At 70.6% G+C, this 12,359-nt stretch carries 11 protein-coding genes; 4 read left to right on the top strand and 7 right to left on the bottom strand.

Features of this window, described 5'->3' with window-relative positions; translation table 11 throughout:
- From AC2SGK_RS06615 to AC2SGK_RS06600, 4 genes are read right to left on the bottom strand one after another with little or no spacing between them, the layout of a single operon-like run.
- Window positions 1-1,209, bottom strand: coding sequence for an SfnB family sulfur acquisition oxidoreductase (locus tag AC2SGK_RS06615; protein WP_488322795.1), 1,209 nt, complete (start codon window positions 1,207-1,209; stop codon window positions 1-3).
- A gap of 9 nt (window positions 1,210-1,218) precedes the next feature.
- On the bottom strand, window positions 1,219-1,965 hold the full coding sequence (locus AC2SGK_RS06610; protein ID WP_488322794.1) for an ABC transporter ATP-binding protein: 747 nt from the start codon (window positions 1,963-1,965) through the stop codon (window positions 1,219-1,221).
- Window positions 1,966-1,968: 3 nt separating this feature from the next.
- Window positions 1,969-2,790 (bottom strand): ABC transporter permease, encoded by an 822-nt coding sequence (locus AC2SGK_RS06605; protein WP_488322793.1) that lies wholly within the window; start codon window positions 2,788-2,790, stop codon window positions 1,969-1,971.
- A 20-nt stretch (window positions 2,791-2,810) separates the two neighbouring features.
- Window positions 2,811-3,782, bottom strand: a complete 972-nt coding sequence (locus AC2SGK_RS06600) for an aliphatic sulfonate ABC transporter substrate-binding protein (protein WP_488322792.1) — start codon at window positions 3,780-3,782, stop codon at window positions 2,811-2,813.
- A gap of 319 nt (window positions 3,783-4,101) precedes the next feature.
- Here AC2SGK_RS06600 and AC2SGK_RS06595 point away from each other — a divergent pair, with 319 nt between their 5' ends.
- From AC2SGK_RS06595 to AC2SGK_RS06580, 4 genes are read left to right on the top strand one after another with little or no spacing between them, the layout of a single operon-like run.
- Window positions 4,102-4,644 carry an NAD(P)H-dependent oxidoreductase gene (locus AC2SGK_RS06595; protein ID WP_488322791.1) on the top strand — a complete coding sequence of 181 codons (543 nt, stop codon included), beginning with the start codon at window positions 4,102-4,104 and terminating at the stop codon, window positions 4,642-4,644.
- A gap of 8 nt (window positions 4,645-4,652) precedes the next feature.
- Window positions 4,653-5,780: an FMNH2-dependent alkanesulfonate monooxygenase gene (gene ssuD / locus AC2SGK_RS06590; RefSeq protein WP_488322790.1), complete on the top strand. Its 1,128-nt coding sequence runs from the start codon at window positions 4,653-4,655 to the stop codon at window positions 5,778-5,780.
- Window positions 5,781-5,790: 10 nt separating this feature from the next.
- Window positions 5,791-6,654 carry an amidohydrolase family protein gene (locus AC2SGK_RS06585; protein WP_488322789.1) on the top strand — a complete coding sequence of 288 codons (864 nt, stop codon included), beginning with the start codon at window positions 5,791-5,793 and terminating at the stop codon, window positions 6,652-6,654.
- Entirely contained in the window at window positions 6,651-8,084 is a 1,434-nt protein-coding gene (locus AC2SGK_RS06580; RefSeq protein WP_488322788.1) for an FAD/NAD(P)-binding protein, read from the top strand. The genes AC2SGK_RS06585 and AC2SGK_RS06580 overlap by 4 nt, the downstream gene beginning before the upstream one ends.
- Here the strand turns inward: AC2SGK_RS06580 and guaD are convergent.
- The 3 genes from guaD to xdhB are packed head-to-tail and all read right to left on the bottom strand — an operon-like array spanning window position 8,051 to window position 12,356.
- Window positions 8,051-9,331, bottom strand: coding sequence for a guanine deaminase (gene guaD, locus AC2SGK_RS06575; protein WP_488322787.1), 1,281 nt, complete (start codon window positions 9,329-9,331; stop codon window positions 8,051-8,053). The genes AC2SGK_RS06580 and guaD overlap by 34 nt on opposite strands.
- Window positions 9,319-10,050 carry a xanthine dehydrogenase accessory protein XdhC gene (gene xdhC / locus AC2SGK_RS06570; RefSeq protein ID WP_488322786.1) on the bottom strand — a complete coding sequence of 244 codons (732 nt, stop codon included), beginning with the start codon at window positions 10,048-10,050 and terminating at the stop codon, window positions 9,319-9,321. Before xdhC ends, guaD begins: the two co-directional genes overlap by 13 nt.
- Window positions 10,047-12,356, bottom strand: a complete 2,310-nt coding sequence (xdhB, locus tag AC2SGK_RS06565; protein ID WP_488322785.1) for a xanthine dehydrogenase molybdopterin binding subunit — start codon at window positions 12,354-12,356, stop codon at window positions 10,047-10,049. Before xdhB ends, xdhC begins: the two co-directional genes overlap by 4 nt.
- Window positions 12,357-12,359: the final 3 nt, after the last annotated feature.

Here is a 12,359-nt window from a genome sequence, read left to right as displayed (position 1 = left end):
TCAGTTCCACTGATGGCGGGCGGGGGCGGCCCCGTTCAGGTGCCAGTTGCCCAGCAGGTGATGCTTCCACCGCACCGGGTCGTGCAGCGTGTGGACGCGCGCGTTGCGCCAGTGCCGCCCCAGATTGGGCCCGGCCCGGACGGACGACGTGCCCGCCAGCTCGAACAGCTTCTCGGTCGCGGCCAGGGCGATCTCGGTGGTCAGGATCTTGGCCTCGGCCACGGCGACCGAGGCGCGGGCGCTGTCCTCGGCCGTGACCGGCGCGGCGGCCAGGGCGTCCACCAGCGACGCGGCCTGGTGCAGCACCTCGCGCGCGGCCCAGAGGTCGATCTGCAGCCGCCCGACATCCGCGATGATGTAGGGGTCGTCCTGCGCGCGGGTGACGCCGCTGTCGACCCAGGGGCGCGATTTGTCGCGGACGTAGGTCACCGCCTCGTCCAGCGCGGCGATGGCGATGCCGCTGTCGATGGCGGCCTGGATCAGCTGCGATGTCGGTCCCGACAGGCCCGGCACGTCGGCGCGCTGCCATACCGGGATGATCTGGTCGTCGCCCACGGGCACGTCTTCGAAGATCACCGTGCCCGACGCGGTTGTCCGCTGGCCGAAGCTGTCCCAGTCATCGACCACCGTCACCCCCGGCGCGTCGCGGTGCACCCAGACCTGGACCGGGCGGCCCTGGTCGTCATTGGCCCGCGTGGGAATCCAGTGGGCAAAGATCGCCCCGGTCGAATAGAACCGCCGCCCCGTCAGGCGCAGCCCCTCCGCGGTGCGGTGCAGGCCTGTGCGGTTGTGGGTGATGATCCGGCGGCCCTTCTCGGGGCCGGCATTGCCGATGCGCTGCCCGGCCAAAACGTCGCCGAACCAGCGGCGCTTCTGTTCGGGGCTGCCCGCCTCGGCCAGAAGCTGAATCACCCCGAAGTGGTTCTGCGGGACCTGACCGGTGGAGCTGTCGGCGGCGCAGAGGATCTCGAACACCTCGACCAGCGTGCGCCGCCCCAGGCCCGGCCCCCCATAGACGCGCGGCACCGTGATCGCGCCCAGGCCGCTGTCGCTGAAGGCCGCCATCTCGGCATAAGGCAGGATGCGCTCCGCGTCGCGCGCGGCGGCCCTGGGCGCCCAGTCCGCGGCCAGCCGCCGGGCGGCGGTGATCGCGTCCTCATGCGTGGTGATGGCGGCCGCCCTGGGCGGGGTCTTGTCGTGATGGGTCATGGCGTCCTCTCAGGCCGTGGCCGGGATGGGAAGGGTGCGGTCCAGCACGCCCATGACCTCGCGGCGCAGCGCCTCGAAGGCGGGGGCGGTGCGGTCGCGCGGGCGCGGCAGGCCGACTGCGATGTCGGCCTCGATCCGGCCGGGGTCAGGGCGCATCACGACCACCCGGTCGGCCAGCAGCAGCGCCTCGTCCACGTCATGGGTGACGATGACCAGCGTCGGGCGCGGATCGACCGAGGCCCAGACCTGCAGCAGGTGCCGCTGCAGGTCCAGCCGCGTGAAGGCGTCCAGCGCCGAGAAGGGCTCGTCCAGCAGCAGCACCTCGGGGCGGGTCACCAGCGCGCGGGCAATGGCCACCCGCTGCGCCTGCCCGCCCGACAGCTGGCGCGGCCAGACGCCCGCCTTGTCGGCCAGACCCACGCGGGCCAGCACCTCCGCCGCCCGCCGCGCGCGATCCGCGCCGCCGGACAGGCCGAAGCCCACGTTCTGCGCCACCGTCAGCCAGGGAAACAGGCGCGGCTCCTGAAAGACGATGCCGATCCCGGGATGCGGCCCGGTCACCGTCGCGCCGTCGATGGCGACCTGGCCCTGGCTGGGCTTGTCCAGCCCGGCCACGATCCGCAGCAGGGTGGACTTGCCGCAGCCCGAACCGCCGACGATGGCGACGACCTCGCCCTCGGCCACGCTCAGGTCGATCCCCTGCAGGGCGCGGGTGCCGCCCGGATAGGTCTTGGACAGATGTCGGATGGCAAGCATGGCCTACTCCTCCCGGCGGGCGGTTGCGAAACTGTCCTGCCAGCGCAGAAAGGGCGTGGCGGCCACGGCCAGCAGCGTGTCGGTGGCCTTGCCCAGCACCGCGAAGGCGATGATGGCGGCCACGATCTGGGCGGGCTTGCCCAACTGCTGGCCGTCGATCAGCAGATAGCCCAGCCCCGCCGAGGCCCCCATGAACTCGGCCGCGACGACGAACATCCAGCCCAGGCCCAGCCCGGCGCGCAGCGCGGTCACATAGGCGGGCAGGATCGCGGGCAGCAGGATGCGCCGCACCATGGCGGACCCCGACAGGCGAAAGACGCGCCCGACCTCGACGATCTTGCGGTCCACGCCGCGGATGGCCTCCATCACGCCCAGATAGACGGGAAAGAACACGCCGACCGCGATCAGCGCGATCTTGGGCGCCTCGAAGATGCCGAACCACAGGATGAACAGCGGCACCCACGCGATGGACGGGATCGCGCGCAGCGCCTGCAGCGTCGGGTCCAGAAGACGCGACAGCAGCCGCGAATAGCCGGTGACCGCGCCCAGGGCGGTCCCCGCCGCGACCCCCGCCGCAAAGCCCAGGGCCACCCGGATCAGCGTGGCCTGGGCGTGATGCGCCAGATCGCCGCGCAGCCACAGATCGGACAGCGTGGCCCAGATGACCGAGGGCGGCGGCAGCAGCCGCCCGCTGTTCCATCCAAGCGCCACCACCGCCTCCCAGGCCAGCGCCAGGCCCAGGGGCAACAGCACGCCCAGAAGCGGTCTCAGCGTCACCACCGGGGCGCGCGCAGGCCGCGAGGCGTCGGTCAGGGTCTCGACCATCGGGCTCTCCTTCGCGGGTGTCAGGACGATGCGGGCAGGCGGTCGTCGATCAGCGAGTCGACGGTGCCCGCCACGTCCACGGCGGCGTCGATCACGCCCGCGCCCTGCAGCGCCAGGCCCGCGGCCAAGATCGTGTCGCGCTGCGCCTGGACCAACCGGGGCTGGGTCAGGTCGGTGCGCTGGTCCAGCTGGATGGCGATGACCTCGGGGGACAGGCCGGTCGCGGCGACGGTGACCGCCTTCAGGTCGTCGGGGTTGTCCAGCGCGTGCCGGCGCGCGCGCTCATAGACGGCCAGCACGCGAGCCACGACCTCGGGCCGTTCGGCCAAGAAGGCGTCGCGGGTGTTCAGGATGCCATAGGTGTTGGCCGCGGGATTGCGGAAGAACAGCTGCGCACCGTCCTCGATCTCGGCTGCGGCCATCATCGGGTCCAGCCCCGCCCAGGCATCGACATCGCCCCGGATCAGGGCCGTCTTGCCATCGGCATGCTGCAGCAGGACGGCGGTGATGTCGCGCTCGGACAGGCCCTGATCGGCCAGCGCGCGCAGCAGGAAGATATGCGCATCGGTCCCGCGCGTCACCGCCACGCTGCGCCCGGCCAGGTCGGTCACGCCGGTGATGCCGGTATCGGCCCGCGTCACCAGCGCCGTCCATTCCGGCCTGGAATAGCTGTAGATCGACGTGACCGGGTTGCCGTTGATCCGGGCGACCAGCGCCGCCGATCCGGCGGTCGAGCCGAAGTCGATCGCGCCGGCGTTCAGGAATTCCAGCGCCTTGTTCGAGCCTGCCGACTGGACCCAAGTGATCGCGGTGCCGTCGGCGGCGAACTCCTCCTCCAGCCAGCCCTTGTCCCTGAGCAGCATCGACACCGGGTTGTAGGTCGCCCAATCAATCCGCAGCTCGCGCAGCTCCTGCGCGCGCAGCAGGGACGGTGCCGCCAGCGTCGCCGCACCGGCGGCGGCGGCGGTCCGAAGAAGGTCGCGTCTGTTCATCTGAGCCATCGTCATCACCCGGGATCAATTTATGTCGATAAAGGTGATCGTGTTTTCGCGATGATGCAATCCGCCCGCCATTCTCATTTCACCCGCCCCCGGAGATGCCCGATCTCTGCGGCACCCCGCGTGGGAGAATGTCGTTCTCCGCCCGATCCGGGGGCCGGGCGCGCCCCGGCTTGGCGGGAGAAAATCCATGCTGCCGGGACGTGTGCCGACGATCATCGGCTTCTCTGCCGCCCGCGCGCTTTGGAATGGGCAATGTGCCCGGCCGGGGCCTAGGATACACGACAAAGGAAATCGTCTTTAGGAGACCGCCATGCCCTCCCCCAGATTCGCAGCCTTTGCCGGGTCCTGGAGCCAGCCCTCGAAAACCCGTGCGCTGGTCACGCAGGCGGCCGACGCGGCCGTCGCCCGGTTCGGCGGCACGGCCGAGGTCTTCGACATCGCCGATCTGGGTGCGGATTTCGGCCTGGCCACCGTGCCCGGCCACGCGCCGGCGCTGGACCGCCACCTCCGCGCCTTCACCCAGGCCGATGCGGTCATCGTCGCAAGCCCCGTCTACAAGGGCAGCTACACCGGTCTCTTCAAGCATTTCATCGACCTGATCGCGCCCGAGGCCCTGGCCGGCAAGCCCGTGCTTCTGGCCGCCACCGGCGGCGGGCACCGCCACGCCCTGATCATCGAGCATCAGCTGCGCCCGCTTTTCGGCTTCTTCGAGGCGCATGTGCTGGGGACCGGCATCTACGCCTCCTCCGGCGACTTTGCTGACGGGCGGCTGGTCGATGCGGAGGTGCTGGCCCGACTTGATCGCGGCGTCGCCCAGTTCGGCGCCTATCTGCCCACCGCCAAAGCCGCCTGAGGTCGCCCATGTCCAGCCCCGACATCTTTTGGTTCCTGCCCACCTCGGGCGACACGCGCTATCTGGGCACGTCCGATTTCGGCCGCGCGCCCAGCACCGCCTATCTGCGCGAGATCGCGCAGACCGCCGACCGCTTGGGCTATGACGGAATGCTGATCCCGACCGGGGCCAGCTGCCTCGACCCCTGGATCGCCGCCGCGGTCCTGGCGCCGGTGACGCAGCGGCTGAAGCTGCTGGTGGCGCTGCGCACGTCGGTCACCGGCCCCACGGTCGCCGCGCGCCAGGCGGCCGCGCTGGACGAGGCGCTTGGCGGGCGGCTGCTGCTCAATGTCGTGCCGGGCGGCGATCCGCGAGAGCTGGCCGCCGACGGGGCCTTCTTCGACCATGACGGCCGCTATGAGAACGCGCATGAGTTCCTGACCGTCTGGAAGCGCCTGATGGCGGGCGAGACCGTCGATCACCACGGCAGGCATGTCCGGGTGGAGGGGGCGCGCAACTTCCATCCCGGCCCGCAGCAGCCCCATCCGCCGCTCTATTTCGGCGGCTCCTCTCCCGCGGCGCATGCGCTGGCAGGCGAGCATGTCGACGTCTACCTGACCTGGGGCGAACTCCCCGCCGCCGTCGCCGCCAAGATCGCCGATGTGCGCGCCAAGGCGGCGGCCCATGGGCGCACGGTCCGCTTCGGCATCCGCCTGCACGCCATCGTCCGCGAAACCGAGGCCGAGGCCTGGGCCGCCGCCGAACGCCTGATCAGCCGCCTGACCGATGACGACATCGCCCGCGCGCAGGCCAATTACGCGCAGATGGATTCGGTGGGCCAAGGCCGCATGGCCGCGCTGCATGGCGGGCGTCGCGACCGGCTGGAGGTCGCGCCGAACCTCTGGGCCGGGGTGGGCCTGGTGCGCGGCGGCGCGGGCACAGCACTGGTCGGCGACCCCGAGACGGTCGCGGCGCGGATGCGCGAATATCAGGACCTGGGCATCGAGAGCTTCGTGATGTCGGGCTATCCCCACCTGGAGGAGGCGATCCGCTTTGCCGAGCTGGTCTTCCCGCTGATCGGCAAGGATGCCGTGACGCTGCGCGGCGTCGCCCAGACCGGGGGCGCCTTCGACGTGCGCGCCCGTGCCGCCAACTGAAGGACCGACCATGACCCGACCCATCATCGACATGCGCTGCCGCCCGGCCTATCTGCATGACTTCTTCGGCAGGACGCCGGGCACGCCCGACTTCGACGTGGTCCGCTGGCTGAACCGCCGCGTCGGCACGCGCGGCGACGACCGGCATTTCACCCGATCCGCCACGCCCGACGGTTTCCTGGCCGAGATCGCGGATGCCGGCCTGACCCGCGCCGTGGTCGTGGGCCGCCACACGCCGACCCAGCACCTGCCCAATGACGACATCGCGGGCATCGTGGCGCTGGACCCCGCGCGGCTGACCGGCATCGGCGCCGTCGATCCCGTCGTGCAGGGCGAGGCCGCCGCCTTGGCCGAGGCCGAACGCGCCATCCGCACGCTCGGCCTGCGCGGCATCGACGTGGAGCCGGGCTTCGGCAGCCCGCCGCGCCATCCCGACGACCGCGCCTATTTCCCGGTCTATGATCTGGCGCAGGCGCTGGACGTGCCGATCTTCCTGATGAGCGGGCCGACCACGCCCGATCCGCGCTTCAACGACCCCGCGGGCATCGCCGCCATCGCGCAGGCCTTTCCGCGGTTGCGGATCGGGGTCTTTCACGGCTACTGGCCGAACGTGCAGGCGGTGCTGGGCCTTGCCTTCCGGTGGGAGAACGTCCACCTGATCCCCGACATGTACCTGTTCCAGACCGGCTCCCAGGCCTATGTGGACGCCGCCAACGGTTGGCTGGGCGATCAGCTGCTGTTCGGGTCCAGCTATCCGTTCCGACCCATCGGGCAGTCCATCGACGATGCGCTGGCCCTGGGCCTCAGGGACGCCGTGCTGGACCGGTTCTTCCACGACAATGCCGCGCGCCTTCTGGGGTTGGAGGGGGCGTGAGCGGGGTCGCGATCATCGGGGGCGGCTTCACCGGCGCGCTGACGGCGTGGCACCTGGCCCGACAGGCCCCCGGCGCGCAGATCACCGTGATCGAGCCGCGCGAGCGTTTGGGCGCGGGACTGGCCTATTCCACGACCGATCCGGCGCATCGCATCAACGTGCCCGCCAGCCGCATGACCATGCGCACCGACATCCGCGACGGGCTGCACCGCTGGATCGCGGCGCGGGGCATCGCCCTGTCGCCCGGCAGCGCGACCGCCGAAGGCGCGCTGTTCCCGCAGCGGGGCATCGTCGCCGATTATGTGGCCGAGGCGCTGGCCCCTGACCTTGCCGCGGGCCGCATCCGGCATCTGCGCGCCCGCGCGGTGGCGCTGACCCGCCCCGGCCGGTTCCGCCTGCTGCTGGAGGATGGCGCGGCGCTGGAGGCTGATCACGTCGTCATCGCGACCAGCCACCCGCCCCCGGCCCTGCCCGCCGACCTTCAGGACCTGCGCGACGACCCGCGCCTGATCGCCGATCCGTCCGATGCCGCGGCCATCGGCGCTGCGGCGCGGACGCGGCGGGTGCTGGTGCTGGGCACCGGGCTGACCTCGGCCGACGTGATCGCCAGCCTGGACGCGCAGGGGTTTCGCGGCGCGGTCCTGGCGCTGTCGCGGCGCGGGCAGCGGTCGCGCGGTCATGCGATGGGCCACCCCGAAAGCCCCGCCGATTTCGCGGCCGATCCCGCGCGGACGGCCCTGTCGCTGCTGCGCCGCGTGCGCGCGGAGGTCGCCCGCGATGCCGCGCGCGGCCTGCCGTGGCAGGCGACGCTGGACAATCTGCGCCGCGACGGCCCCGCGGTCTGGGCCGCGCTGCCACATCCCGAACGCGCGCGTCTGGTCGCGCGGCTGCGGGTCTGGTGGGATGTCCACCGCTTCCGCATCGCCCCGCAGGTCGAGGCCGTGCTGGACCGCCTGATCGCAGAGGACCGCCTGCGCATCCGGGCCGGTCGGCTGACCGGCATCGCGGCGGACGAGGCGGGACTGGTCGTGACCTGGGCCCCCAGGGGCCACACCGCCCGGCGCGAGGTCTTCGACCGGGTGATCCTGACCACCGGCCCCGCGCATGACCGCATCATCGCCGGATCGCCGGTCCTGTCCTCGGCCGCGGCGCAGGGGCTGCTGCGCGCCGACGCGCTCGGGCTGGGACTGGACGTGACCGAGGGCTGCCGGGCGGTCGGGGCCACGGGCGCGGCGGTGGACGATCTGTGGGTCGCGGGACCCCTGGCGCGCGGCCATGTCGGAGAGCTGATGGGCATTCCCGAGGTCACCGCCCATGCCGAACAGGTCGCGTCCCGGCTGGCGGAGGCCCTTGCCGCGGATGACCGCGCCCCCCAGGATCGCCGTGCGGGGCCGTCCTACTCTGCCTTGCGCGGACGGCCGGCCACATAGGTCTGAGCGACGGCACGGTCGTCGCCCATGATCTGCAGGATGAACAGCTCCTCGGCCAGCGTCTCGGCCTGCTCGGCGCGCAGCGCCATGGCGGGCGTCGCGCACGGGTCCAGCACCACCAGATCGGCGGCGCTGCCGGGTGCGAGCGTGCCGATCTCGGCCTCCAAACCCAAGGTCAGGGCGTTGCCGCGCGTGGCCCAGTGGAAGGCCGTCAGCGGGTGCATCTTCTGGCCCTGCAGCTGCAGGATCTTGTAGCCCTCGGCCAGCGTGGTCAGCATCGACCAGCTGGTGCCGCCGCCCACATCGGTGGCGATGCCGCTGGTGATGCCGCGCCCGCGCAGGCCCTCGGCGTCGAACAGCCCCGACCCCAGGAACAGGTTCGAGGTCGGGCAGAAGACCGGGCGGCTGTCGGTCTCGACGATGCGGTCGATCTCGCGCGGCTCCAGATGGATCGAATGGCCCAGCAGGCTGCGCGGTCCCAAAAGGCCGTAATAATCATAGATATCCAGATAATCCCGGGCCTTGGGATACAGATTTAAGGTGAATTCGATCTCGTCGCGGTTCTCGGACAGATGGGTCTGCAGATGCAGGCCGGGGTTCTCGCGGACCAGCGCGCCCGCCATCTCCATCTGTTCGGGGCTGGAGGTGATCGCGAAGCGCGGCGTGATCGCATAACGCTGGCGGCCCTTGCCGTGCCACGCTTCGATCAGCGCCGCGCTGTCGTCATAAGACGATTGCGGCGTGTCATGGACCGCCGCAATCGCGTTGCGGTCCATCATCACCTTGCCCGCGACCATGGCCATGTCACGCGCATGGGCGGCGCTGAACAGCGCATCCGCACTGGCCTTGTGGCTGGAGCAGAAGGCTACCGCCGTCGTCGTGCCATGGGCGGTCAGCTGGTCCAGGAACAGCCCCGCCATGCGCGCGGCGTGGTCGGGGTCGGCGAACTGCGCCTCGGCCGGGAAAGTGTAGGTGTTCAGCCAGTCCAGAAGCTGCGCGCCCCAGCTGGCGATGACCTGCAGCTGCGGGAAATGGATATGCGGGTCGATGAAGCCCGGCAGGATCAGATGCGGACGGTGGTCGATCTCCGCCAGCCCCTCGCGGGCCAGATCGGCGTGATCGCCGACCGCGACGATGCGGCCATCCTCGACCAGGATCGCGCCATCCTCCCAGAAGCGGTGGTTGTCCGCGCTGTCGCGCGGGTCGGCGTGGAAGTCGAGGACGCGGCCCCGGATCAGCTGTTGCATGCGGTCTTCTTCGTCAGGGTCGTGGTCAGGCACGCCATCAGTTCGGCGGCGGTGAAGGTGGCGATGATCTCGGGACGCTTGTCCCGCGTGAAGCCCCCCCCGATGGGACAGGTCAGAGGTGCCGGATCGATCCCCCGGTCGCGGGCAAAACGGGCGAACTGCGCGCGTTTCGTGGCGCTACCGATCATGCCGACATAGGCCAGGTCCGACCGCGCCAGCGCCTCGGTCGCCAGCAGGAAGTCCAGCGCGTGATCATGGGTCAGGATCACGACCAGGCTGCCGGGGCGTGCGGCGCGGATCTGCGCCTCGGGCAAGGCTGTCAGCAGCCTGGGGCCGGAGGCGCGGGCCAGCTCCTCGGCGCGGCTGTCGATCAGCAGCGCGTTGACCGGCAGGTGCTGCATCAGCGCCGCCAGCGCCCGGCCCACATGCCCCGCGCCGAAGATCAAGAGGTCGGGCCGGTCCTCGGGCGTCGCCGCCTGCCGGTCCAGCGCCAGAACTACGCGCCCGCCGCAGCATTGCCCGATCTCGGGTCCGAGCGGGATGTCCATGCGCGCCTCGGCCTCGCCCCGCGCCATCATCTGGCGGGCGCGGTCGATGGCCATGTATTCCAGCTGGCCGCCGCCGATGGTGCCCTGCGTGGCATCCGGGGTCACGATCATCTCGGCCCCCGCCTCGCGCGGGGTCGATCCGCGCGCGGATATGACCCTGACGCGGATCATCCGCGCAGTCGCTCCACCGCCATCAGCACGCGTTCGGGCGTGGCCGGGGCGTCCAGCCGCGCGGGTTCGCGATAATCGCCGACGGACGCGACAGCCATGTTCAACGCCTCGAAGACGCTGATGCCCAGGACGAAGGGCGGCTCTCCGACGGCCTTCGAGCGCTTGATGGTGCGTTCCGTCGCCTCGGACCAGTCGGCCAGCGCCACGTTGAAGACGCGCGGCCGGTCCGAGGCCAGCGGCACCTTGTAGGTCGAGGGCGCATGCGTGCGCAGGCGGCCCTTCTGGTCCCACCACAGCTCCTCGGTGGTCAGCCAGCCCGCGCCCTGCACGAAGGCCCCCTCGACCTGGCCCCGGTCCAGCGCGGGGTTCAGGCTGCGGCCCACGTCATGCAGGATGTCGGCGCGGTCGATGACATATTCGCCGGTCAGCGTGTCCACCGACACCTCCGACACCGCCGCCCCATAGGCGAAGTAGTAGAAGGGCCGCCCCTGCCCCGTGCTGCGGTCCCAATGGATCTTGGGCGTCTTGTAGAAGCCCGCCGCCGACAGCTGGATGCGCGCCATGTAGGCCGCGCGGATCACCTGATCGAAGGCGATCATCTGGTCGCCCGCGCGCACATGGCCCGGAACGAAGGCCACCTGATCCTCGGCGACCTTCCAGTTCTCGGCGACGAAGGCCGTCAGACGCGCCTTGATCTGGTTGGCCGCGTCCAGCGCCGCCATGCCGTTCAGGTCGGTCCCGGATGAGGCCGCCGTGGCCGAGGTGTTGGGCACCTTCTCGGTCGTCGTTTTCGTGATCCTGATGCGGGTGATGTCGCATTGGAAGGCTTCGGCCACGACCTGCGCGACCTTGGTGTTCAACCCCTGCCCCATCTCGGTCCCGCCATGGTTCAGGTGGATCGAGCCGTCGGCATAGATGTGGATCAACGCCCCCGCCTGATTGAACCAGGTCGCGGTGAAGCTGATGCCGAACTTCACCGGCGTCAGCGCGATGCCCTTGCGGATCACGCCGCCCTTGGCGTTCCAGTCCAGCACCGCCCGGCGGCGGGCCTGATAATCGCTGCTCTCCTCCAGTTCCGCGATCAGGCGCGGCAGGATCTGGTCCTGCACCTCTTGGTGATAGGGGGTCAGCTGGCCGTTCCGATAGAGGTTGCGCTTGCGCACCTCCAGCGGGTCGAGGCCCAGGGCATAGCCGATCTCCTCCACCATACGTTCGGCCATGATCGCGCCCTGCGGCCCGCCGAAGCCCCGGAAGGCGGTGTTGCTGACCGTGTTCGTGCGCATCGGATGCGACGACACCCGCACATCGGGATAGAAATAGGCGTTGTCGGCATGAAACAGCGCCCGGTCCGTGACGGGGCCGCTGAGATCCGCCGAAAACCCGCAGCGGGCGTAAAGATCACCCTCCACCGCCCGGATGCGGCCCTCATCGTCGAAGCCCACCGCATAGTCGATCACGAAGTCATGCCGCTTGCCGGTCGCGGTCATGTCGTCGTCGCGGTCGGGGCGGATCTTGACCGCGCGGTGCCAGCGCTTGGCCGCCACGGCGGCGACGCAGGCAAAGAGGTTCATCTGCGTCTCCTTGCCGCCGAACCCCCCGCCCATGCGGCGCACGTTCACCACCACCGCGTTGCTGGGCACGCCCAGGACATGGGCCACCATGTGCTGCACCTCGGACGGGTGCTGGGTCGAGACATGCATCGCGACCTCGTCATCCTCGCCTGGAATGGCCAGAGCGATCTGCCCTTCCAGATAGAAGTGATCCTGCCCGCCCACGGCGAAACGCCCGGTGATCTTGCGCGGCGCATCCGCCATGGCCGCAGCCGCATCGCCGCGACGCAAGGTCAGCGGATCGGTCACATAGCCCATCCCCGCATCCCGCGCCGCGATCGGGTCCAGCGCATGGGGCAGCGCGTCATAGGCGATCCGCGCCTTGTGCGCCGCGCGCCGGGCCTGGTCGCGGGTCTCCGCGATGACCGCAAAGACCGGCTGGCCCCAGAAATGCACCATGCCGTCGGCAAAGATCGGATCGTCGTTCTTGCCGTTGGGCGAGACGTCGTTGACGCCGGGCAGATCGTCGGCGGTCAGCACGCCGATGACGCCGGGCTGGGCCAGCGTGTCGGTGAAATCCATCCCGGTGATGCGGCCATGCGCGCAGGTGGACAGGCCCAGATAGGCGTGGATCGTGCCGGTCGGCTCAACCAGATCGTCGGTATATTCGGCGCGGCCGGTGACATGCTTGATGGCGCTGTCATGGATGGTGTCCTGATGGGCCTGGCCGGTGATGGGGGCGGTGTCGTCCTTCATGGC

It is taken from the genome of Paracoccus sp. NIOT.M2S5SZ12 (genome assembly GCF_057748165.1).
This window is presented reverse-complemented; position numbering and strand designations above follow the sequence as displayed.